The sequence below is a fragment of the Actinomadura terrae genome (genome assembly GCF_022751215.1).
GTDB classification, from domain to species: Bacteria; Actinomycetota; Actinomycetes; order Streptosporangiales; family Streptosporangiaceae; genus Spirillospora; species Spirillospora terrae.
Genome location: NZ_JAICDG010000001.1, coordinates 1,529,037 through 1,550,280 on the forward strand (window position 1 = coordinate 1,529,037; position 21,244 = coordinate 1,550,280).

A 21,244-nucleotide genomic window follows, 5' to 3' on the forward strand; every position below is an offset into this window, starting at 1 on the left:
TCCGCTCGGGGGGAGAGTGGAGAGATCTCGCGTGCGATCACGGGGCGTGACCGTATTGGCGGTGCTGGTGGCGGCGGTGCTCGCGGCGGGGGCCGCGACGGCGTGGCTGTGGCCGGGGAAGGACGAGGGGACGCCCGAGGAGGTGGCCCGCGACTACTTCGCCGCCTGGTCGCGCGGGTCCCTTACCCGGATGGGCAAGCTGGTCGCCGACCCGCCGCCCGACTTCGCGGACCAGCACCACGCGCTGTCGGACGGGCTGCGGGTGAGCTCGGTCGTACTGGCGCCGCGTCCGGTGGTGCGGTCGGGGCCCGACACGGCGCGCGCCGGTTTCACCGTCACCCGCGCCGTCGCGGGACGCGGCGACTGGACGTTCGGGTCGGAGTTGAGGCTCGGGAAGGTGGCCGGGCGGTGGCGTGTCCTGTGGACGCCCTCGACCCTGTATCCCGGGCTCAAGGGGAGGGGCTCGTGGTCGCTGCGGGAGGTGACGGTGCCCACCGTCACCCTGGTCGCGCGCGACGGGAAGCGGTTCCCGCAGGACGGGCCGCTCGAGCCCTACCTGAGCGCGCTCAACGAGCGGATGGAGGGCGAGACCGGCTCCGGCTGGGTCATCGAACTGCGTGACGGCGCCGGGCCCGTCCAGCGGGTCAAGGTGCTCGGGATGAAGGCGGGCCGGGCGATCCGCACGACGCTGGACCGCCGCGTCCAGGACGCGGCGGAGAAGGCGGTCGGGGAGCGGGAGGCGTCGGTGGTCGCGATCCGCCCGTCCACCGGGGAGATCGTCGCGGTGGCCGACACGCTCGGCGGGCTCGGCGCGTTCGTCGGGACGTACCCGCCGGGCTCGACGTTCAAGGTCGTGACGTCGGCGGCCCTCCTCGCGGACGGCATGAACGCCGGATCGGCGGCCGACTGCCCGGCGGTCACCGTCACCGCGCAGCGCACCATCCACAACGACCAGAACCACGCGCTCGGAACGACGACGCTGCGCGAGGCGTTCGCGGCGTCGTGCAACACCACGTTCGCGCGTCTGGCCGTGGAGAAGGCGGGCGCGAAGAAGCTCGCGGCGGCCGCCGAGGCGTTCGGGTTCGGCACGCGGCTCGCGCCGGGCCTGTCCGCCGCGCCCTGCCCCTTCCCCGCGATCGGGAGCGGCGCGGCGCTGGCGGAGGCGGGGATCGGGCAGGGCCAGGTGCTGGCGAGCCCGCTGCTGATGGCGTCGGTCGCGGCCGCGGTGGCGGACGGCACCTGGCGCGCGCCGCGCCTGCTGTCGCCGAAGCTGATCCGCGAGGGCGGGGGACGCGTGCCGGACGCCCACGAGGTCCCGGGCGCCGCCGAGCTGCGGACCATGATGCGCGCGGTCGTCACCGGCGGCACCGCCGCCCGCGCCGGGCTGCCGGACGGGACGTCCGGCAAGACCGGCACCGCCGAGTACGACGGCGGCACCCACGCCTGGTTCATCGGCTTCCGCGGTGACCTGGCGTTCTCCGTCCTCGTCCCGGACGGCGGATCGGGCCCCGAGATCGCCGCGCCGCTGGCCGCCGCGTTCCTCCGCGGCCTGGCCTGATCCGGGCGAGCCGAAACCGCGGGGTGAAACGTTTTTGGCATCACCGTCCATCCGGGCCGCCGTGGGCGTATGCTCCCGGGTGATCGACTGGGCCCGCGAGGGCCCACGAGGCAGCGGTGGGAGCGGAGCGGGCTCCCGCGCCGCGACCTCGACGTCTCAGCGGAACGGCCGCCACGCGCGGCAGGGAACCGGTCGGCGTTCGCCGAGCCCTCCCCTCCTCCACAGGAGAGGGCATGGTGCGACGCGACACCCGGCATGCGTCACGGCACGCGCATGCTTCATCTCGCGCGCGGACGTCCGCGCGCCCCTCGGCGAGCCCCCCATCGAACCCGAGGCGTCCGGACGAGGAACCGCGCTGGCCCGAGGGCTCCTGGTGGGCCCAGCAACCCGGCTGGTCCGACCCGGCCCGCAAGGCCGAGCGGCGGCGCCCCACCGAACCCCGGCGCAGAGCCGAGCCCCGGCGTCCTGCCGAACCCCCGCGCGATCGGGAGCGGCGGCGTTCGGGTGGGCACCGGGGGCGGCGTGCTCCGGGGCCCCGGGCGCGGCCGCGCGGGGGACGGCGGGGGGCGCCCGACCGGCTGAGCATCGGCGCGATCGTGCTGTCCTGCGTCGTCGGGCTGTCGCTGCTCGGCGTCGCCGAGCGGGCGCTGCTGGACGGCGGCACCGTCGGCGCGTCCGGCACGGTGGGGGACGACAGTCCGGTACGAGGCCGTAAGGAACGCGCCAAACCGGACAAGCGTCAGGTGCCGCGGCGCGCTCCCGGGCCGTCCGGTGGTCCGGGCACGCCCGCCGCGCCCGATCCGGAGGCGCTCACCGCGCGCGTGCGGGCGCTGACGCTGGAGCAGCGCGGCGAGATCGCCCGCCGCGCCTACGGTGCCGCGCCGTCCCGCCCGCCCGTCGTGGACACGGCCCGCACCAGCGCCGACGGGACATGGGCGTTCGGCACCACCGCGATCCCCGTACCAGCCGCCAGCGCCGCCACCCCCGAGATCGCGTTCTTCGCGGCGCGGTGGCGGCGCGGCCGGTGGGAGGTCGGGCTGTCGGGCGGCGCGGCGTTCCCCGGCCTGCTGGCGGCGATGCCCGCGACGCTCATGTCGGCGGACGAGGCGGGCGCGCTGCGCCGGTACGCCGGGCTCACCGCCGAGCGGGCGAACGCGCTGGTCAACGGCAGCCGCACCGGCGACCGGCTGATGCTGCCGTGGAAGAGCGGCGCGGTCTGGGCGATGTCCGCCGGGGAGCCGCCCGGCGGCGCGACCGCGCGCCCCCTGGGCTCGCTGGCGTTCTCGGGCGGGGACGGGCGCGTCCTCGCGTCCGGCGCCGGACGGCTCTACCGGTTCTGCGGCGACGCGGCGGGCCGCGCGCTGGTCATGGTGGTCCACGGCAGCGGCCTCGCCACCACCTACTACCGGGTGCGGTCGGTGCCGCGGCTGCGCGACGGCAGCGTCGTCGGGCGTGGCGAGCCGATCGGGCGGACCGGCTCCGACCTGCCCTGCGGCGGCGCGGCCGCGCCGCGTCCCGAGGTCGGGTTCGATCTGCGGCGCGGCGCCGGGACCGTCCCGCTGGACGGCGCGCGGATCGGCGGCTGGACGTTCCGGGAGCGGGCCGAGCCCCTCCTCGGCTTCGCCGAACGCGGCGACCTCCAGGTCCTACCGGGCGGGCTGCTGGCCAATCTCGGCCCGGTCCCGGCGGCGGACGACCCGCCGCCGTCGCCGCTCCCCGGCACCCCGCCGGGCGACGGCAAGCCGGGTCGTGCGGAACCGGGCGGCGCGCCGTCGCCGTCCGCGTCTTGAGAAGAGGAGTCCGAGCGGTGCGAACACGCAACAGCGAAGATCCCGTGGTCCCCTCCTGGGCCCTGCGCGCGGTGCTCGTCGGCGCCGTGGCGGTCCTGGTCGGCGCGGCGACCCCGCCGGGCGCCGCCGTCGCGGCGAACGTGCAGTACTTCCTCTCCTACTACGCGGGGGTCTTCACCCTGCTCGCGATGACCACGGCCGTGATGAGCGGGCTGCTGGCCACCGAGCGGCTGATCCTCGGCATCCGGCACCGCGTGCTGGCGCAGGGCGTGCACCGCGCGTCCGCCGTGCTCGCGGTGGCGATGGTGGTCGCGCACATCGCCGTGAAGGTGCTCGGGGGCCTCGCGTCCCCGGCGCAGATCGCGGTGCCCGGCCTCGGGCCCGTCGGCCTCGGCACGCTCGCGTTCGAGCTGATGCTGCTCGTCGTGGTCACCGGCATGATGCGGGCGCGGTTCGCCTTCCGCGGCCGTCCATGGGTGTGGCGGACGATGCACGCCGTCTCCTACGTCTCCTGGCCCCTCGCGATCGTGCACGGCCTCACCGCCGGACGGGTCGCCGCGAACTGGGTCGTGCTCAGCTACGTCCTGAGCGTCGCGGGCGTCGCGCTCGCGCTGCTCACCCGCATGATCGTCGTGGTGAAGCCGCGGGAGGTGCGGCGCGCGGGCGAGGACGCCGGCGAGCGCCGCGCGGCCCCGGGCTCGCGCGCGGCGCCCGGATCCCGCGCGGCTTCGGGCTCGCGCGCGACCGTCGCCGACCCGCGCGGGATGCGCGTGCCGCCGGACGGGCGCGGCCGTGACACCGAGGTCATCCGATGACGCCGCCGGTCGCGGTCTCCCATCTCGGCGGGCCCCGGCTGACGCTCGGCTTCGACCGGTTCGACCGGCTGGACCTCGCCCGGCACCTCGCGGTCCACGGCCGGCTGCGCGCCCCCGGGCTCGCCGACCTCGTCGAGATGGCCGAGCAGGTCGACCTGCGCGGCCGGGGCGGCGCGGGCTTCCCGTTCGCCCGCAAGCTCACGGCCGTCGCCGCCCGCGTGCGCCACCCGGGCCTCGATGACGTCCCGACGCTGCCGGGGGAGCGGCGCGGCGAGCGCGGCCCCAGCGAGGACGTCGTGGTCGTGGTGAACGGCGCCGAGGGCGAGCCGGGCAGCGCCAAGGACCGGGTGCTGCTCGGCCGCGCGCCGCACCTCGTCCTGGACGGCGCGCAGATCGCCGCGGCCGCGCTCGGCACCCGGCGGATCGTCGTGGCCGTCGAGGACGGCGAGGCCGCCCGGTCGGTCCGCGCCGCGATCGCCGAGCGGCGGATGCCCGCGCGGGTCGTCCGGCTCACCGAGCGGTTCATCTCGGGGGAGAGCGGCGCGGTCGTCCGCGCGATCAACGGGGAGACGCCGATCCCGCCGGGGGTGAAGGTCCGCGCCGCCGAGTCCGGGGTGGACGGCTGCCCGACGCTGCTCTCCAACACCGAGACGTTCGCACAGCTCGCCGTGCTGGTCTCGCTCGGCCCCGACCTGTACGCGTCGGCGGGCACCGAGGACGAGCCGGGGACCACGCTGCTCACCGTCGGCGGCACCCGGGTCGTCGAGGCGCCGCTCGGCACGCCGCTGCGCGCCGTCCTGGAGCACTGCGAGGTCGCGCCGTCCCCGGGCGTGCTCGTCGGCGGCTACCACGGCATGTGGCTCGACCCGGCCGCGGTCGCGCGGGCCGTCCTGTCGCGCGCCGGGATGCGGCGGGTGGGCGGCACGGTCGGCGCCGGGATCATCCTGCCGCTCGCGCGCGGGACGTGCCCGCTCGGCGAGGTCGCGCGCATCGCGTCCTACCTCGCCGCGCAGTCCGCCGGGCAGTGCGGGCCGTGCCGGCTCGGGCTGCCGGACGTCGTCCGGTCGCTGACCGCGCTCGCCGACGGGTCCGGGACGGTCGAGGACGTGCGGCGCGCGGCGGGCGTCGGGCGGGGCCGGGGCGCCTGCACCCACCCCGACGGCACCGCGAAGTTCGTCCTGTCGGCGATCGAGGCGTTCGCGGGCGACATCGACATCCACCGGCACGACGGGACGTGCGGGCAGCCGACCTACGGGGTGCTGCCGCTGCCCGTCCCGACCGGCGACGAGGGCCGCCTCGCGATCGACTGGAGCCGCTGCGACGGGCACGGGCTGTGCGCTTACCTCGTCCCGGAGCTGATCCAGCTCGACCGGTACGGCTTCCCCGTCGTGCTCGGCAGCGACATCCCGGCCTGGATGGAACGCGACGTGCAGAAGGCGGTCGCGATGTGCCCCGCGCTCGCGCTGCGCGTCACCGGCGGAATCGCGGGAAACGCGGGCCGCCCGGCGAGGCGTCCATGACCGGCCAATCTTTCACGATTTTCTGCTGCGAATCGGTGAACCTCGTTCCCGGCGTGGTGCGTACCTCCTGGCGACCCGCGCCGGGTCCGTCCGGCGACATTTCTGAAAGGAGGACGAAGCCGTTTTGAGGAAACGCTACGGTTTCGCGCGGGTGCGCCGGCGCCGCCGGCACCGCCTCGGCCGTGCGCTGCTGATCCTCGCGGTGACGGCGGCCGTCGCGGGCGCCGCCGCGGTGGTCCTGCGCCCGGCCTACGGTGGCGCGCCCGCCGACGGCGCGTCCCGCGGCGGCACGGCGGAGACCCGCTGGGGCCGGCTCAGCGCGCTGGACCGGACGCTGCTCGTCAAGGTCCGGCAGGCCGGGCTGTGGGAGATGCCCGCAGGCCAGCAGGCCCAGCAGCGCGCCTCCAGCCCCCGGGTCCGGGAGGTCGCCGGGATGATCATGGAGCAGCACATGCGGCTGGACGCCGACACCCGCGCCACCGCGCAGCGGCTCGACGTGATCCTGCCGAACCAGCCGAACGGCACCCAGCGCGGCTACCTCCGCGAGCTGTCGACCAAGATCGGGGCGGATTACGACCGGACCTTCGTGCTGCGGCTGCGCGCCGCGCACGGGCAGGTCTTCAGCGTCATCGCCACGGTCCGCGCGCAAAGCGAGAACACCGAGATCCGCGCTTTCGCGGAACGGGCGCTGAAGTTCGTCAACACCCATATGTCGCTGCTGGAGAGCACGGGCCTGGTGACCAAGTCGGCCCTGCATTGAATGGCGTTCTCGTTCGCACCAAGGGAGTCTTTCCATGGGAAGAAGGAAGAAGGCGCTCGCCGCGATCGTCCCGGCGTTCGCGCTCGTCGCGACGGCGGCCGGGACGCCCCCGGCCGGGGCCGCGCCGATCGGGGGCCGCGCGGTGCTCGCCGCCGAACCGTCCGATCCGCCGTCCTCCGACCCGCCGACCGCCGATCCGACCGCTGATCCGTCCACCGGCCCGTCCGCCGACCCGACCGCGGAGCCACCCGGCGGCCCGTCCGCCGAGCCCTCCACGGAGCCGCCCGCCGATCCGTCCGCGCCCCCGCCGGACGAGCCGACCGCCGCGCCGCCGCAGGAGCGGAACCAGGGCGGGCAGGGGATCAAGCAGGGGCCGAACCGGAACCAGTTCGCCGACATCCGCCGGGCCCCGCGCGTGCGGCAGCCGGGGCAGGGCCGGGGCGGGTCGCGCGGCACCTTCACCTCGAACTGCGGGCGGAACGAGGGGCAGCGGCACAGCAACCCCGACAACGTGATCGTGGCGCCCGGCGTCCAGAACGGCGCGCACCACATCCACGACTACGTCGGCAACGAGTCGACCGACGGGTTCTCCACCGACCAGAGCCTCGCCGCCGCCGGGACGACCTGCACGAACGGCGACAAGTCGACCTACTACTGGCCGGTCGTGCGGCTCCGCGCCGGGAAGGACGGGTCGGACGCGGCGGGCCAGAGCCGCCAGGACGGCAACGTCGGCTCCGTCGTCACGCCCTCGTCCGTCCAGCTCCGGTTCACGGGCAACGCGCGGAGCAGGGTGACCGCGATGCCGGAGTTCATGCGGATCGTCACCGGCGACGCCAAGGCCGGGACCAACGGCACCGGCAACGCCCGCTCCCAGTGGACGTGCACCGGCTTCCAGGATCGCGCGTTCACCGACAAGTACCCGCTGTGCCCGCGCGGCAGCCGCGTCATGCGCGTCCTGAACTTCCCGAGCTGCTGGGACGGCCGCAACTCCGACAGCGCGAACCACCGGGACCACGTCGTGTTCCCCGACCAGCGGACGGGCGCGTGCCCGCCGGGGCGCCGGGCCGTCCCGCAGCTGCGGATGACGCTGACCTACAGCGTCCCGGCGCGCGCGCTGGCGTTCGCGCTCGACACGTTCCCCGAGCAGGGCCACGACCCCGTGACCGACCACGGCGACTTCATCAACGTGATGTCGCCGGAGCTGATGCGGCGCGCGGTCGGCTGCGTGAACTCCGGCCGCCGCTGCTGACCCCACCGCCGCTGCCCACCCCGCACGTCCCCGATCCCGGACGCGTCCGGCCGTAGGATCGCGGCATGAACGTAGTGATCGCGGGTGGGCACGGGCAGATCGCGCTGCGGCTGTCGCGGCTGCTGGCCGCGCGGGGGGACACGGTGCTCAGCATGATCCGCAACCGGGAGCACGAGGAGGACGTGCGGGCGGCGGGCGCCGGCCCGGTCCTGTGCGACCTGGAGTCGGCGTCCGTCGAGGAGGTCGCCGACGTGGTGACCGGCGCGGACGCGGTCGTGTTCGCCGCCGGGGCGGGGCCGGGCAGCGGCGCCGCCCGCAAGGACACCGTCGACCGGGGCGCCGCGGTGCTGCTGGCGGACGCGGCGGAGCGCGCCGGCGTCCGCGACTTCGTCCAGATCTCCGCGATGGGCGCCGGGGAGCCGCCCGCCCCCGGGCGCGACGACGTCTGGGCCGCCTACATCAAGGCGAAGGGCGAGGCCGAGGACGACCTCCGCGCGCGCGGCGCCCTCGACTGGCTCATCCTGCGCCCGGGGCGCCTCACCGACGACCCCGGCACGGGCCGGGTCCTCCTCGCCGAGCCGCCGATCGGGCGCGGGGAGGTCACCCGCGACGACGTCGCGGCGGTCGTCGTCGCGCTGCTGGACGCGCCCGCGGCCCGCCGCCACACCCTTGACCTGCTGGGCGGCGACACGCCCATCGACGCCGCCGTCGCCGCGCTCGGCTGAGCGGGGTTCAGGAGCCGGGGCTCAGGAGTCGTAGAGCGCGTCGATCTCGGCGGCGAAGTCGCGCAGCACCACGTTCCGCTTGACCTTGAGGCTCGGCGTCATGTGCCCGGCCTCCTCGGTGAAGTCCACGCCGAGGACGGCGTACTTCTTCACGGCCTCGGCGTGGCTGACCGCCCGGTTCGCGGCGGCGACGGCGGCGTCGATCTCGGCGACGAGGTCGGGGTCGTGGCGCAGCTCGTCCACCGGCGTGCCGGCGGGTTTGCCGTGCCGCTCCTTCCACGGGCCCAGCGCCTCGTCGTCCAGCGTGATCAGCGCGCCGACGAACTTGCGGCCGTCGCCGACGACCAGGCACTGGCTGACCAGCGGGTGGGCGCGGATCCGGTCTTCCAGCGGCGCGGGCGCCACGTTCTTGCCCGCCGCGGTGACCAGGATCTCCTTCTTGCGGCCGGTGATGCTGAGGAAGCCCTCGGCGTCCAGCGAGCCGAGGTCGCCGGTGTGGAACCAGCCGTCGTCCAGGGCCTCCTTGGTGGCGGCCTCGTTGTTCCAGTAGCCGCGCAGGATGTTGACGCCGCGGACGAGGACCTCCCCGTCCTCGGCGAGCCGCACGTCCACGCCCGGGATCGGCGGGCCCACGGTGCCAATCTTGATCTTGGTCGGCCGGTTGACGCTGACCGGCGCGGTCGTCTCGGTGAGCCCGTAGCCCTCCAGGATCGTGATGCCGACGCCGCGGAAGAAGTGGCCGAGCCGCTCGCCCAGCGCGGCGCCGCCCGAGACCGCGTACTCGACCCGTCCGCCGATCGCCGCGCGCAGCTTCTTGTAGACCAGCACGTCGAAGACCTTGTGCTTGACCGCGAGCCCGAGCCCGGGACGGCCGGCGTCCAGCGCCCGGCTGTAGGCGACCGCCGTCTCGGCCGCCGCCTTGAAGACCTTGCCCCTGCCCGCGGCCGCCGCCTTCTGCTCGGCGCCGTTGTAGACCTTCTCGAACACGCGGGGGACGGCCAGCAGGAACGTCGGGCGGAACGTCGCGAGGTCGGGCAGCAGGTTCGGGACGTCGCTGTGCCCGAACACGACCCCGGCGTCGACGCACGCCACCTCGATCACCCGCGCGAACACGTGCGCGAGCGGCAGGAACAGCAGCGTCGTGCTGCCGTCGATGGTGATCTCGGAGATCGCGCCCTGGACGGTGTTGCGGGCGGTCCGCACCAGGTTCCCGTGGGTGATCTCGCAGCCCTTGGGACGTCCGGTGGTGCCCGAGGTGTAGATCAGCGTCGCGGTGTCGGCGGCGTCGCGGGACGCGCGGCGCTCCTCGACCACCTCCCGCGCGACGTCCTTGCCGAGGCGGACGACCTCGGCGACGCCGCCCGCGTCGATGCCCCAGACGTGCGCGAGGTCCGGGAGCGAGCCCCGGACCTCCTCGATCGTGCTGACGTGCGCGTCGGTCTCGGCGAACACGGCCTTGAGGCCGGAGTCGCCGGCGATCCACTCGATCTGCTCGGCCGAGGACGTCTCGTAGACCGGCACCGAGACCGCGCCCGCCGCCCAGATCGCGTAGTCCAGCAGCGTCCACTCGTAGCGGGTCCGCGACAGCAGCCCGACCCGGTCGCCGGGCTCGATCCCGGCCGCGACCAGCCCCCGGGCCACCTCCGTGACCTCGTCCGCGAACTCGGCCGCGGTGACCGAGCTCCAGGCCCCGCCGTCACCGCGTCGGCGCAGGACGATCACGCCGGGTTCCCGCGCGGCCCGGGTGAAGGGCGCGTCGGTCAGATTGGTGGAGTCGGGGACCTCCACCATCGCGGGGACGCTGAACTCGCGCACGGCCCACTCCTGTTGTCGGTCGTCTGTCGGGCACCGGGGACGGCGGGGGAGTCGTCTCCGGCTCCTCCGCAGCCGATGATACCCACGAGTAAGAAACAGGCCGCCAGCAAAACGCCGCCAACCAGGGCGTGCTCGGCATCGCGGGCGCTTTCGCACCGCCCGCCGGGGGCGGGTTCTAACGGCACGGCAAAGACCGCCCGGTGGCCGTGGCGGGCGCCGCGCCGTGGCCTACCCTGGGTGGCGCCGGACACCTGGGACTCGGGGGATCGCCATGTCGCTGCTTGAGGTGATCGCGCTGACCGCCGACGACGCGCGGGCCGCCGAGGAGGGTGGCGCCGACCGGATCGAGGTCGCCGCCGACATGGCCGCGGGCGGCCTCACCCCCGATCCCGACGTCGTCGAGGCGATGCGCCGGGCGACGTCCCTGCCGATGCGGGTGATGCTGCGCGCCAACGCCGGGTTCCGCACCACCGGCGCCGAGCTCGACCGGCTCCGGGACGCCGCCGCGCGCCTCGCCGGGTCGGGCGTGGACGGCTTCGTGCTCGGCTTCCTCGACCCGCTCGGCGAGGTGGACACCGCCGCCGTCGACAAGCTCGTCGCCGTCACCGCCCCGCTGCCGTGGACGTTCCACCGCGCCCTCGACAACGCCGCCGACCCCGCGCGGGCGTGGGAGGTCGTCCGGGGCCTCGGCGGCGGGCTCGACACCGTGCTCACCGCGGGCTCCGCGCGCGGCGTGGACGCGGGCGTGGACGTCCTCGCCCGGCGCGCCCAGCAGGACGGCGACTCCGCGAGCATGATCCTCGCCGGGGGCGGGCTGCGGCGCAGGCACGTCGCGGTGCTCGCCGCCGCCGGGATCACCGCGTTCCACGTGGGCGGCGCCGTCCGTCCCGACGGCGCCTGGGACGCCACGGTCGACGCCGCGCTCGTCGCCGAGTGGCGCTCGCTGGTCGCCGCCGCCGCCGACGGCGCCTGACCGGCACGGGCAGCGGGTGGCGCGGGTGGGGCCGAGCCGCGCGGGCGGTGGCTGAGCAGCACGCGAGCGGCGTTCTGGACGTCTCTCTGCCGTTTAGAGTCGGTTCATGAGGATCCACGTGGTGAGCGACGTCCACGGCCGCGCGGACGCGCTGAGGAGCGCGGCCGACGGCGCCGACGCCCTCCTCTGCCTGGGCGACCTGATCCTGTTCGTCGACTACTCCGACCACGCGCGGGGCATCTTCGCCGACCTGTTCGGCCCGGAGGCCGCGAGCCGCTTCATCGCCCTGCGCGACCAGCGCCGCTTCGACGAGGCGCGGGAGTTCTCCCGGACGCTGTGGGCCGGGCTCGACGGCGAGGCGTGGCCGCACATCGAGCGCGCCGTGGACCGCCAGTACGCCGAGCTGTTCGCGGCGATGCCCGCCCCCGCCTACCTCACCTACGGGAACGTCGACATCCCCCGCCTGTGGGCGCCGCACCTGCGGGACGGGCACCGCGTCCTGGACGGGGAGGCCGCCGAGCTCGGCGGGCTGCGGTTCGGGTTCGTCGGCGGCGGGCTGCGCACCGAGTACCGCACCCCCTACGAGCTGGACGAGGAGGCCTACGCCGCCAAGGTCGAGGCCGTCGGGGCCGTGGACGTGCTGTGCTGCCACATCCCGCCCGCCGTCCCCGAGCTGCTCTACGACACGGTCGCGCGCCGGTTCGAGCGGGGCAGCGAGGCGGTCCTGGAGGCGATCCACCGCACGCAACCGAAGTACGTGCTCTTCGGGCACGTCCACCAGCCGCTCGCGCGCCGCGTCCGCCTCGGGCGCACCGAATGCGTGAACGTGGGGCACTTCAGGGCCAGTGGGGTGCCGTACGTGCTGACGGTGTGAAAGATACTTCTCTGGAGGGCACCGTTCGGAGGGAAGCGCGCATGGCCGACCGCACCAGTTCGTCGATCACCGTGAAGGCGGCGAAGGCCGAGATCATGGCGGTGATCGCCGATCTCCCGAGCTATCCGCGGTGGGCGAGCGGCATCCGGGAGTTCACCGTCCAGGAGACGGGCGCGGACGGCCGGGCGGCGCGGGCGCGGCTCACCTTCGACGGTGGCCCGTTCAGCGACACCGTCGGGCTGGCCTACACCTGGTCCGGCGACGACCGCGTCACCTGGGACCTCGTGGAGAAGGGCAACGTGGTCACCGGCCTGCACGGCTCCTACACCCTCGCCGAGGCGGGCGGCGGCACGGAGGTGACCTACGAGCTGGCCGTGGACGTGCGCGTGCCCATGATCGGGATGGTGAAGCGCAAGGCCCAGAAACGGATCACCGACTCCGCTTTGAAGGGCCTCAAGCGACACGTTGAGGGCTGAGCGGTTCGTTCCCTGTCGCGGGGGCGATACCGTTTCTCGCCGACAACGGATGGAAAATGTGCTCATGACCGATCAGTCGGGTGACGTGTGGAGCCGGGCGACCGCCGAGGACGAGCCGCGTGGCGTGGACCGTCACCTGCGCGAGGCCGGACGGCTCCTGCTGGCGGCGGCGCTGGAGGTCGCGGCCGCCATCGAGGAGGCGGTGGACGAGGCTCTCGGCAAGGCGGCCGGGGAGGGCCGCCGCGACCGGGACGCGGAGGCGTCAGGGGGCTTCTGGGCGGGTACGTCCGATCGGTCGGGCCCGTCGCGTCCCGAGGGGAGCGGCCGCCCGCAGCGGGGGGACGCGTGGTCGTCGGCCACCGCCGGCGATCCCACCGACACCCGCCACAGCGGTACGCGCCCCTGCCGGGACGCGTGAGGAGGAGGAAGCGTTACATGGCCCTGACCATCGGCGTGGATGTGGGCGGTACGAAAGTGGCCGCCGGGGTCGTCGACGACCGGGGGACGATCCTGGAGAAGGTCCGCAGGCCGACCCCCTCGACGAACCCCAAGGAGACCGCCGACGCCATCGCCGAGGTCGTCGACCTGCTGAAGGGCAAGTTCGAGGAGGTCTCGGCGGTCGGGCTCGGCACCGCCGGCTTCGTCGACGAGACGCGCTCCACCGTCCTGTTCGCCCCCAACCTGGCCTGGCGCGACGAGCCGATCAAGGAGAAGGTCGAGAAGCTGGTCGGGCTCCCGGTCGTGGTCGAGAACGACGGCAACGCCACCGCGTGGGGCGAGGCCAAGTTCGGCGCCGGACGCGGCGAGAACTTCATCGTGCTCGTGGCGCTCGGCACCGGTATCGGCGGCGGCATCATCATCAACGGCGAGCTGTACCGGGGGCAGTTCGGCATCGGCGCCGAGATGGGCCACTTCCGCGTCGTCCCGGACGGGCGGCGCTGCGGCTGCGGCAACCGGGGCTGCTGGGAGCAGTACGCCAGCGGGAACGCCCTCGTCCACGAGGCCCGCGACCTCGCCCGGGTCGCGCCCGCGATGGCGGGGCGGCTGCTGGAGCTCGGCGACGGCAGGCCCGAGGGGATCAGCGGCCCCGAGGTCACCCAGGCCGCCCGCGAGGGCGACAAGGCGGCGCTGGAGTGCTTCCGCACCGTCGCGCACTGGGCGGGCCAGGGCCTCGCCGACCTCAGCGCCATCCTCGACCCGGGCGCGTTCATCATCGGCGGCGGCCTCTCCGACGCCGGCGACCTGCTCCTCGACCCGATCCGCGCCGCCTACGGGAACGCTCTGACGGGACGGGGCCACCGCCCCGTGTCCGACATCCGCATCGCCGAACTCGGCTCGGCCGCCGGGATCGTCGGCGCCGCCGACCTGGCCCGCGCCCGCACCCGCGAGGACGCGGTCGTGTGACAGGCGCCCGCGCCGAGGGCACCCGTGCCGGGAGTGTCCGGGTCCTGAGCTACAACATCCGGTCGCTGCGCGACGACCCGGCCGCCGTGGCGCGGGTCGTCCGCGGCATCGGCCCGGACGTCCTGCTGCTCCAGGAGGTCCCGCGCTTCTGGGACTGGCGGGTCAAGCGCCGCCGGCTGGCCCGCGCCTGCCGGATGGACATCGCCGCCGGGCGCCGCGCGTGCGGCCTGGCCGTGCTGTCGGCGCCGGGCGTCCGGCGGGTGCGGCGCGAGTTCCACCTGCTCAGCGCCGTCCCGGGGCTGCACCGCCGGGGGCTCGCGATCGCCGTCCTGGAGGTCGGCGGGGTGCGGCTCGTCGCCGCGTCCACCCACCTCGACCTGATGGACGCCCCGCGCCTGCGGCACACCCGGGAGGTCCTCGGCTACCTGGAGCGGGCCCGCGACCGCTACGGCGCGCCCGTCGTGCTGGCGGGCGACATCAACGAGGAGCCGGGCGGCGCGTCCTGGACGCTGTTCACCGAGACCTTCCAGGACGCCTTCGCCGTCGCCCCGGACGGCGCCGAGCTGACCTTCTCGGCCCGCGACCCCCGGCGGCGCATCGACGCGGTCTTCGCCGACCCGCCGGTGGAGATCGTCGCGTGCGGCGTCCCACCGGACCCGGACGGCGACCACGAGCGGGCCACCGACCACCGCCCCCTCCGCGCCGACCTCCGCCTGCCCGCCTGAGGCTCGGACCGCCTGACCGCGACCTCAGTGATCACGCGGGCGCGTTAGCTGACCGGTGGGGCCGACGCCGGAGGCGAGGCCCCGCCGGGAAGATCGCGAAGCGATTCCGCGCCCGCAAAGTCACGGTCACGTCCCGAGCCGCTAGGCGAGGGGCGTGGGCCGGGGCTTAACTAAACAACAGCGCCGTCGTCGGGGTCGCGGGGTTCGTCGCCCATGCGCAGGACGAGGGTGACGAAGCCGCCGATGAAGGCGGCGACGGCGAGGAAGGCGGCCCAGCCGGGCACCTCCCAGTCGAGGATGACGGTGATCAGCAGGTAGACGGGGCCGCCGATGAGCGCGATCCAGGCGCCCTTCGTGAGGGGGTCGGCGGTCGGCAGCGGGGGCGGCGGCGGGGGGACGTAGTGGCCCTCCTCGTCGTCGTCCGGGGGGAACTCGGGCGGTTCGCCGGTGTCGATCACGCGGGCGCGCGGGAGGCGGCCGGAGCGGTCGTCGCCCTCGGCTGGGGGCGCGGACGGCTCGTCGATGTTCTCCTGGTCGGGCCAGGGGTTCTCGTCGCCCTCGGGGGCGGTGTCGAAACCGGCGACGATCTCGGCCCAGATCGCGTCCTCGTCGCGTTCGGCGGTGTCGCCCTCGGGCGGGGACGCGGGCGCGGGGGTCTCGGCGTCGCGGTCGGCGAGGTCGGTCTCGGGTTCGGAGCCGCGCACGGAGGCGTCGCGCAGGCGGGCGAGGTGGGCGCGCAGGATGCCCTCGGCGGCGGGCTTCATCTCGACGTCGACGTAGAGCCGGTCGAGGACGTCGCCGGCGGCGGGCTCGCCCGCGAGGTCGGGCAGGTCGGCGAGCCCGGACGGCGAGGCCGCGTAGGCGGCGACGCCCGCCTCCCCGAGCGCGGCGAGCATGGCGTCGGCGAGGTGGGGGGCGAGGTCGACCAGCGGGGCGTAGGTGTCCGCCTTCAGCCCGTTGCCACGGCGGTTCACGGAGCCGGCTCCTTCGACTGCACCGGCATGACGGCCTCCGCTCCCCGATGGTCATGTGCCCGGCGGTACGCGGTGGCACCCACGGACACCCCGAAACGTGAGTCCCACGGTATTCGCTGCGCCGCCCGGGACAAGCCCCCGGGGCACACCCGATTGAGATTTCGTACCGAGCCTACGTTCATGCGCGGGCCGTCCGCGCCCGCGCGGACGGCCGCACCGCGTTCCCGGTGCCGTTCCCGGCGCCGTTCGGCGTGTGGGCGCCGACCGGGCGGGATGCGAGGATGTCCCATCATCTCCCCTCGGGGACTTGGACTTGCGCCCGCGGGCTCGCGCGGTCGGAGGAAGGTGTCGGCATGCTCTGGTTCTGGATCCTGCTGAGGATCGTTCTCACACCCATCATGTACGCCGGGTGGTGGCCGCGGAACCGGGGGATGCGGAACGTCCCGAAGCGGGGGCCCGCGCTGCTGGTCAGCAACCACCTCTCGTTCGCCGACCATTTCTTCGGGCCGCTGCCGCTGCTGCGCCCGATCTTCTTCATCGGCAAGGGCGAGTATTTCACCGGCCGGGGCATCAAGGGCCTGGTCAGCAAGGCGTTCTTCACCGGCGTGGGGGTCGTGCCGGTGGACCGAACGGGCGGCTCGTCGGCCGAGGCGGCGCTGCGGACGGGCCTGCGCATCCTGTCGGAGGGCAAGCTGCTCGGCATCTACCCCGAGGGGACCCGGGCACCCGACAACCGCCTCTACCGTGGCAAGACGGGCGTGGCGCGGCTCGCGCTGAAGTCCCGGGCGCCGGTGATCCCGATGGCGATGATCAACACGTTCGAGCTGATGCCGCCGGGGCGGCCGTTCCCGCGGCTCGGGATCAGGCCGGGGGTGCGGTTCGGCGAGCCGCTGGACTTCTCCCGGCACTACGGCCGCGAGGACGACCACGAGGTGCTGCGGGAGATCACCGACGAGATCATGCACGCGATCCGGGACCTGTCGGGCCAGGAGTACGTGGACCGGTACGCCGCCGACGTGAAGGCCGAGCTGGCCGGGAAGCCGGGCCGGGAGGACGAGGGCGACGGCGGCATCGGAGGCTGAGGCCCGCCGCACGGCGGAGCGAGGGGGACGGGTGACCGGGACCGGGGGCGGGCAGGGCCTGGAGGTCGCGCTGTGGCGCGCGGTCGCGGTGTACCGGGTCGCGGCGCTCGGCTACGCGGCCGTGGTGATCGCGATGAACTACGACGGCTACGCGCGGCCGTGGGGCGGCTGGGCCGTCCTCGCCGTGATGGCCGCGTGGACGGCGTACACGGTGCTCGCCTACCGCGACCAGCGCCGCCGCGGCTGGCCGCTGCTGATCGCCGACCTCGCGGTCGCGGTCGGCTGCGTGCTCGCGACCGCGTGGGTGGAGCGGGCGGAGAACATCGCCGACGGGCGTCCGACGCTGCCGGTGTCGTGGGTCGCGGCGGCGCTGCTGGCGTGGGCGGTCGCGGGCGGGCGGCGCGTCGGGCTCACCGCGGCGGCCGTGCTGTCGGCCGCGAACCTGCTGGTGCACGCCCTCGCGCGGACGAGCGGCGGGATGAACCGCACCACCTTCAACGCGATCGTGCTGCTGTTCCTGGCGGGCCTGGTCGTCGGGCACGTCGTCCGGCTGGCGCTGGAGGCCGAGGCGCGGCTGGCGCGGGCCGTGGAGATGGAGTCGGCGACCCGGGAGCGCGAGCGCCTCGCCCGCCGCATCCACGACTCGGTGCTCCAGGTGCTCGCGATGGTGCAGCGGCGCGGCGGAGAACTGGGCGGTGAGGCGGCCGAGCTGGGCCGGCTCGCGGGGGAGCAGGAGGCGGCGCTGCGCGCCATGATCGGGACCGCGCCGTCCGTCGCGGCGGTCGTGGACGCCGCCGTCGACGGGACGCGCGGCGGGCAGGGGCGGCTCGTCGACCTGCGCCCCCTGCTGGCGGCCCACGCGTCCCCCTCGGTGACCGTGTCGGCCCCGGCGACCGAGGTGCGGCTGCCCGAGCACGCGGCGGGCGAGGTCGCGGCGGCGGTGGCGGCGGCGCTGGACAACGTCCGCCGGCACTGCGGCGAGGCGACCCGCGCCTGGGTGCTGCTGGAGGACGACGGCGCTGGCGCGGTGACGGTCAGCGTCCGCGACGACGGCCCCGGCATGCCGCCCGACCGGCTCGCGCTCGCCGCCGCCGACGGGCGGCTGGGCGTCGCGCAGTCGATCCGGGGCCGCATCCGCGACCTCGGCGGGACGGTGTCGATCGTGTCGGAGCCCGGGGAAGGAACCGAGATTGAGATGACCGTCAAGGAGCCGTTCCGGGGGGCGTGGGGGGTCGTCCCCCCACAAAAATAGGGTGCGGGGGTTGCGGGGCGTATTCAGCCGTAGGGTGAGGGCGTGAGCGAGGTTCCCCTCAGGGTCATGGTCGTCGACGATCATCCGATGTGGCGCGAGTCGGTCGCCCGCGACCTGGCCGAGGCCGGGTACGAGGTGGTCGGGACGGCGGGAGACGGCCGCACGGCGGTGCGGGTCGCCGCCGCGGCGCGCCCGGTGGTCGCGGTCGTCGACCTCCAGCTCCCCGACATCAGCGGCGTCGAGGTGACCCGGCACCTGGCCGCCGCCGACCCGCCCGTCCGCGTGCTGGTGCTGTCGGCCAGCGGCGAGCAGCAGGACGTCCTGGAGGCGGTCAAGGCGGGCGCGACCGGCTACCTGCTGAAGTCCGCCGCGCGCGAGGAGTTCCTGGACGCGGTCCGGCGGACGGCGGAGGGCGACGCGGTCTTCACCCCGGGGCTCGCCGGGCTCGTCCTCGGCGAGTACCGCAGGCTCGCGGCGGCCCCCGCCCGCGCCGACGACGGCGCGCCCCGCCTCACCGACCGCGAGACCGAGGTGCTGCGGCTCGTCGCCAAGGGGCTGACGTACAAGCAGATCGCGCAGCGGCTCGTCCTGTCCCACCGGACCGTCCAGAACCACGTGCAGAACACCCTGGGAAAGCTCCAGTTGCACAACCGCGTGGAACTCGTCCGATACGCCATAGAAAAGGGGCTCGATCGGGAGGCGGACTAGGGTCCGTCCGGCTATGGTCTAGACCAATGGCGGCGCGCCGGGAGCCCCGGCGAATGCCCCGAGGGGCCGTGTGCGGACGGCTAGTCTGACCACGTGATCGAGGGAGGATCCCGGTGACGGGAGAGGGAGAGGGCATGCGCGTCGGAGTGCTGACCGGCGGCGGGGACTGCCCCGGCCTGAACGCGGTGATCCGCGCTGTCGTGCGCAAGGGCGTGCAGGTCTACGGCTATGAGTTCGTGGGCTTCCGGGCCGGGTGGCGCGGCCCGCTGGAGGGCGACACCGTGGCCCTGGACGTGCAGGCCGTCCGGGGCATCCTGCCGCGCGGCGGGACGATCCTCGGCTCGTCGCGGACGAACCCCGTCAAGGTCGAGGGCGGGGTCGAGCGGATCAAGGACAACCTCGCCGGGCTCGGCGTGGACGCGCTGATCGCCATCGGCGGCGAGGACACCCTCGGCGTCGCGCGCGAGCTGCACGCGAACGGCGTCAACGTCGTCGGCGTCCCGAAGACGATCGACAACGACCTGAACGCCACCGACTACACCTTCGGCTTCGACACCGCCGTCAACATCGGCATGGAGGCGGTCGACCGGCTGCACACCACCGCCGAGAGCCACCACCGCGCGCTGATCTGCGAGGTCATGGGGCGGCACGCGGGCTGGATCGCGCTGCACGTCGGGATGGCGGCGGGCGCCAACGTCATCCTCATCCCCGAGCGGCCCTTTGACATCGACAAGGTCTGCGAGTACGTCGAGAGCCGGTTCAAGACCCGCTACGCGCCGATCATCGTGGTCTCCGAGGGCGCCCACCCGATCGACGGGCAGATGGAGCTCCAGACCGGCGAGCGCGACGCGTTCGGGCACGTCCGGCTCGGCGGCATCGGCCAGGCCCTCGCCGACGAGATCGAGAAGCGCACCGGCAAGGAGGCCCGCGCGACCGTGCTCGGGCACATCCAGCGCGGCGGCACCCCGACCGCGTTCGACCGCGTCCTCGCGACCCGGTTCGGCCTCCAGGCGATCGACGCCGTCCGCGACGGCGACTACGGGAAGATGGTGTCGCTCCAGGGCACGGACATCGTCCGCGTGGCACTGGCGGACGCGACCAAGGAGCTGAAGACCGTCCCGCTGGAGCGCTACTCCGAGTCCGAGGTCTTCTTCGGCTGACGTGTCCCCCTCCTGGGGGGAACAGGTTTACGCGGTCGCGGCGTTGCCGACTGTGGGCCACACTAGAGGGGCCCCGCCACCGTCCCGCCCGGCCCGTTCGGGTTCCCGCCAGGAGGATCACGCATGACCACGCTCGACACCGCGCCCGCCGCCGTCCGGGAGGCGCCGGTCGACGGCGAGCCGTGCGTGCTGCTGAAGCTGGGCGAGGTCGTGCTGAAGGGCAAGAACCGCGAGCTGTTCGAGCGGCGCCTCGCCGACAACGTCCGGATGGCCTGCCGCCCGATCGCCCGGGTGGACGTGATCAGGCGGCACGGCGTGTTCATCGTCCGCACCAAGGACGCCGACCCCGCCACCGTCGACCGGCTCGCGCAGCGCATCACCGACGTCATGGGCATCGTCTGGGCGCACCGCGCCTGGCGCGTCGGCAAGGACCTCGCCAGCGTCGAGCGCGCCGCCCTGGAGCTGATGGACGGCCGGATCGGCGCGTTCGCCGTCCGGTCCCGGCGCCGCGACAAGCGGTTCCCGATGACCTCCACCGAGCTCGACCGGCACGTCGGCGGCCTCGTCGCCGACCGGTACGGGCAGCCGGTCCGGCTGAAGGACCCCGACCACACGCTGTCGATCGAGGTCGACCGCGACGAGGTGTTCGTGTTCTCCGGCGGGCTCCCCGGCCAGGGCGGCCTGCCGGTCGGCATGAGCGGCCGCGCGCTGGTGCTGATGTCGGGCGGCATCGACTCGCCCGTCGCCGCGTACCGGATGATGCGCCGCGGCCTGCGCGTCGACTACCTGCACTTCTCCGGCATGCCCTTCACCGGCCCCGAGTCGATCTACAAGGCGTACGCGCTGGTCCGCGAGCTGGACAAGTTCCAGGGCGGGTCGCGGCTGTTCGTCGTCCCGTTCGGCAAGGCCCAGCAGCAGATCAAGTCCTCGGGCGCCGACCGGCTCGCGGTGATCGCGCAGCGCCGGCTGATGCTGCGCACCGGCGAGGTCCTCGCCCGCCGGCTGCGCGGCGCGGCGCTGATCACCGGCGACGCGCTCGGCCAGGTGTCCAGCCAGACCCTCACCAACATCACCGCGCTGGACGACGCGGTCGAGCTGCCGATCCTGCGCCCCCTCGTCGGCATGGACAAGGTCGAGATCATGGACCAGGCCCGCCGCATCCGGACACTGACGATCTCCGAGCTGCCCGACGAGGACTGCTGCACGGTGCTCGCGCCCCGCCGCGCCGAGACCAAGGCGAAGATCGACGACCTCCGCCAGATCGAGAAGCGCCTGGACGTGGGCGAACTGGCCGACCAGCTCGCCGCCTCCGTCCAGGAGCACCGCCCGGTCTACGGCTCTGCTTGATTCGATCTCGGCCCAGCGTGCTCGCCTGGCGGCTCGC

The 21,244-nt window shown here is 74.7% G+C and carries 20 protein-coding genes; 18 read left to right on the forward strand and 2 right to left on the reverse strand.

Translation table 11 applies throughout. The features are described 5' to 3' along the window. Nucleotides 1-46 precede the first annotated feature (46 nt). The 7 genes from K2F47_RS06805 (at nt 47) to K2F47_RS06835 (ending at nt 8,417) form a co-directional block, all read left to right on the forward strand. Nucleotides 47-1,558 (forward strand): penicillin-binding transpeptidase domain-containing protein, encoded by a 1,512-nt coding sequence (locus K2F47_RS06805; protein WP_242901895.1) that lies wholly within the window; start codon nt 47-49, stop codon nt 1,556-1,558. Nucleotides 1,559-1,791: 233 nt separating this feature from the next. After that, a complete protein-coding gene (locus tag K2F47_RS06810) occupies nt 1,792-3,348 on the forward strand; it encodes a M23 family metallopeptidase (RefSeq protein WP_242901896.1) in 1,557 nt (518 codons plus the stop codon). Between the two features lie 17 nt (nt 3,349-3,365). Further along, nucleotides 3,366-4,163, forward strand: a complete 798-nt coding sequence (locus K2F47_RS06815; protein WP_242901897.1) for a ferric reductase-like transmembrane domain-containing protein — start codon at nt 3,366-3,368, stop codon at nt 4,161-4,163. After that, nucleotides 4,160-5,683: an NADH-quinone oxidoreductase subunit NuoF family protein gene (locus K2F47_RS06820; protein ID WP_242901898.1), complete on the forward strand. Its 1,524-nt coding sequence runs from the start codon at nt 4,160-4,162 to the stop codon at nt 5,681-5,683. The genes K2F47_RS06815 and K2F47_RS06820 overlap by 4 nt, the downstream gene beginning before the upstream one ends. 124 nt (nt 5,684-5,807) lie before the next feature. Continuing rightward, complete coding sequence (locus K2F47_RS06825) at nt 5,808-6,443, forward strand: DUF4142 domain-containing protein (protein WP_242901899.1); 636 nt, start codon at nt 5,808-5,810, stop codon at nt 6,441-6,443. A gap of 34 nt (nt 6,444-6,477) precedes the next feature. Then, nucleotides 6,478-7,692 carry a DUF1996 domain-containing protein gene (locus K2F47_RS06830; RefSeq protein ID WP_242901900.1) on the forward strand — a complete coding sequence of 405 codons (1,215 nt, stop codon included), beginning with the start codon at nt 6,478-6,480 and terminating at the stop codon, nt 7,690-7,692. Nucleotides 7,693-7,757: 65 nt separating this feature from the next. Further along, nucleotides 7,758-8,417, forward strand: coding sequence for an SDR family oxidoreductase (locus K2F47_RS06835; RefSeq protein ID WP_242901901.1), 660 nt, complete (start codon nt 7,758-7,760; stop codon nt 8,415-8,417). Between the two features lie 21 nt (nt 8,418-8,438). Here K2F47_RS06835 and K2F47_RS06840 read toward each other — a convergent pair whose 3' ends face one another. After that, complete coding sequence (locus tag K2F47_RS06840) at nt 8,439-10,232, reverse strand: AMP-dependent synthetase/ligase (protein ID WP_242901902.1); 1,794 nt, start codon at nt 10,230-10,232, stop codon at nt 8,439-8,441. Between the two features lie 271 nt (nt 10,233-10,503). On the opposite strand from K2F47_RS06840, the gene K2F47_RS06845 reads away from it, so the two are divergent. From K2F47_RS06845 to K2F47_RS40510, 6 genes are all read left to right on the forward strand, one after another. Further along, entirely contained in the window at nt 10,504-11,205 is a 702-nt protein-coding gene (locus tag K2F47_RS06845; RefSeq protein WP_242901903.1) for a copper homeostasis protein CutC, read from the forward strand. Nucleotides 11,206-11,311: 106 nt separating this feature from the next. Then, nucleotides 11,312-12,079 carry a metallophosphoesterase family protein gene (locus K2F47_RS06850; RefSeq protein WP_242901904.1) on the forward strand — a complete coding sequence of 256 codons (768 nt, stop codon included), beginning with the start codon at nt 11,312-11,314 and terminating at the stop codon, nt 12,077-12,079. 41 nt (nt 12,080-12,120) lie between these two features. Further along, complete coding sequence (locus tag K2F47_RS06855; protein ID WP_242901905.1) at nt 12,121-12,555, forward strand: SRPBCC family protein; 435 nt, start codon at nt 12,121-12,123, stop codon at nt 12,553-12,555. Nucleotides 12,556-12,619: 64 nt separating this feature from the next. Then, on the forward strand, nt 12,620-12,973 hold the full coding sequence (locus K2F47_RS06860; RefSeq protein WP_242901906.1) for a hypothetical protein: 354 nt from the start codon (nt 12,620-12,622) through the stop codon (nt 12,971-12,973). A gap of 17 nt (nt 12,974-12,990) precedes the next feature. Then, nucleotides 12,991-13,959, forward strand: coding sequence for an ROK family glucokinase (locus K2F47_RS06865; protein WP_242901907.1), 969 nt, complete (start codon nt 12,991-12,993; stop codon nt 13,957-13,959). Further along, on the forward strand, nt 13,956-14,684 hold the full coding sequence (locus tag K2F47_RS40510; protein ID WP_308198377.1) for an endonuclease/exonuclease/phosphatase family protein: 729 nt from the start codon (nt 13,956-13,958) through the stop codon (nt 14,682-14,684). Before K2F47_RS06865 ends, K2F47_RS40510 begins: the two co-directional genes overlap by 4 nt. Before the next feature lie 170 nt (nt 14,685-14,854). Here the strand turns inward: K2F47_RS40510 and K2F47_RS06875 are convergent, their stop codons facing one another. Next, nucleotides 14,855-15,658 carry a hypothetical protein gene (locus tag K2F47_RS06875; RefSeq protein WP_242901908.1) on the reverse strand — a complete coding sequence of 268 codons (804 nt, stop codon included), beginning with the start codon at nt 15,656-15,658 and terminating at the stop codon, nt 14,855-14,857. A gap of 353 nt (nt 15,659-16,011) precedes the next feature. Between K2F47_RS06875 and K2F47_RS06880 the strand changes: the two genes are divergently transcribed. The 5 genes from K2F47_RS06880 to thiI all read left to right on the forward strand — a co-directional run bounded on the left by K2F47_RS06880 (nt 16,012) and on the right by thiI (nt 21,207). Continuing rightward, nucleotides 16,012-16,740, forward strand: a complete 729-nt coding sequence (locus tag K2F47_RS06880; protein WP_242901909.1) for a lysophospholipid acyltransferase family protein — start codon at nt 16,012-16,014, stop codon at nt 16,738-16,740. A gap of 31 nt (nt 16,741-16,771) precedes the next feature. After that, nucleotides 16,772-17,992 (forward strand): MacS family sensor histidine kinase, encoded by a 1,221-nt coding sequence (gene macS, locus K2F47_RS06885; RefSeq protein ID WP_242901910.1) that lies wholly within the window; start codon nt 16,772-16,774, stop codon nt 17,990-17,992. 66 nt (nt 17,993-18,058) lie between these two features. Then, nucleotides 18,059-18,700: a response regulator gene (locus K2F47_RS06890; protein ID WP_272496733.1), complete on the forward strand. Its 642-nt coding sequence runs from the start codon at nt 18,059-18,061 to the stop codon at nt 18,698-18,700. Nucleotides 18,701-18,834: 134 nt separating this feature from the next. Further along, the gene (locus K2F47_RS06895) at nt 18,835-19,860 is read left to right on the forward strand and encodes a 6-phosphofructokinase (protein ID WP_242902595.1); all 1,026 of its coding nucleotides are present in this window, start codon (nt 18,835-18,837) and stop codon (nt 19,858-19,860) included. 123 nt (nt 19,861-19,983) lie between these two features. Continuing rightward, the gene (gene thiI / locus K2F47_RS06900) at nt 19,984-21,207 is read left to right on the forward strand and encodes a tRNA uracil 4-sulfurtransferase ThiI (RefSeq protein ID WP_242901912.1); all 1,224 of its coding nucleotides are present in this window, start codon (nt 19,984-19,986) and stop codon (nt 21,205-21,207) included. Nucleotides 21,208-21,244 lie beyond the last annotated feature (37 nt).

Bases quoted from the DNA above. Each gene is read 5' to 3' on its own strand.
- K2F47_RS06810 (WP_242901896.1), top strand. From the start codon at position 1,792: ATGGTGCGACGCGACACCCGGCATGCGTCACGGCACGCGCATGCTTCA.
- K2F47_RS06820 (WP_242901898.1), top strand. From the start codon at position 4,160: ATGACGCCGCCGGTCGCGGTCTCCCATCTCGGCGGGCCCCGGCTGACG.
- K2F47_RS06830 (WP_242901900.1), top strand. From the start codon at position 6,478: ATGGGAAGAAGGAAGAAGGCGCTCGCCGCGATCGTCCCGGCGTTCGCG.
- K2F47_RS06835 (WP_242901901.1), top strand. From the start codon at position 7,758: ATGAACGTAGTGATCGCGGGTGGGCACGGGCAGATCGCGCTGCGGCTG.
- K2F47_RS06845 (WP_242901903.1), top strand. From the start codon at position 10,504: ATGTCGCTGCTTGAGGTGATCGCGCTGACCGCCGACGACGCGCGGGCC.
- K2F47_RS06850 (WP_242901904.1), top strand. From the start codon at position 11,312: ATGAGGATCCACGTGGTGAGCGACGTCCACGGCCGCGCGGACGCGCTG.
- K2F47_RS06855 (WP_242901905.1), top strand. From the start codon at position 12,121: ATGGCCGACCGCACCAGTTCGTCGATCACCGTGAAGGCGGCGAAGGCC.
- K2F47_RS06860 (WP_242901906.1), top strand. From the start codon at position 12,620: ATGACCGATCAGTCGGGTGACGTGTGGAGCCGGGCGACCGCCGAGGAC.
- K2F47_RS06865 (WP_242901907.1), top strand. From the start codon at position 12,991: ATGGCCCTGACCATCGGCGTGGATGTGGGCGGTACGAAAGTGGCCGCC.
- K2F47_RS06880 (WP_242901909.1), top strand. From the start codon at position 16,012: ATGCTCTGGTTCTGGATCCTGCTGAGGATCGTTCTCACACCCATCATG.
- K2F47_RS06890 (WP_272496733.1), top strand. From the start codon at position 18,059: ATGGTCGTCGACGATCATCCGATGTGGCGCGAGTCGGTCGCCCGCGAC.
- K2F47_RS06895 (WP_242902595.1), top strand. From the start codon at position 18,835: ATGCGCGTCGGAGTGCTGACCGGCGGCGGGGACTGCCCCGGCCTGAAC.
- thiI (WP_242901912.1), top strand. From the start codon at position 19,984: ATGACCACGCTCGACACCGCGCCCGCCGCCGTCCGGGAGGCGCCGGTC.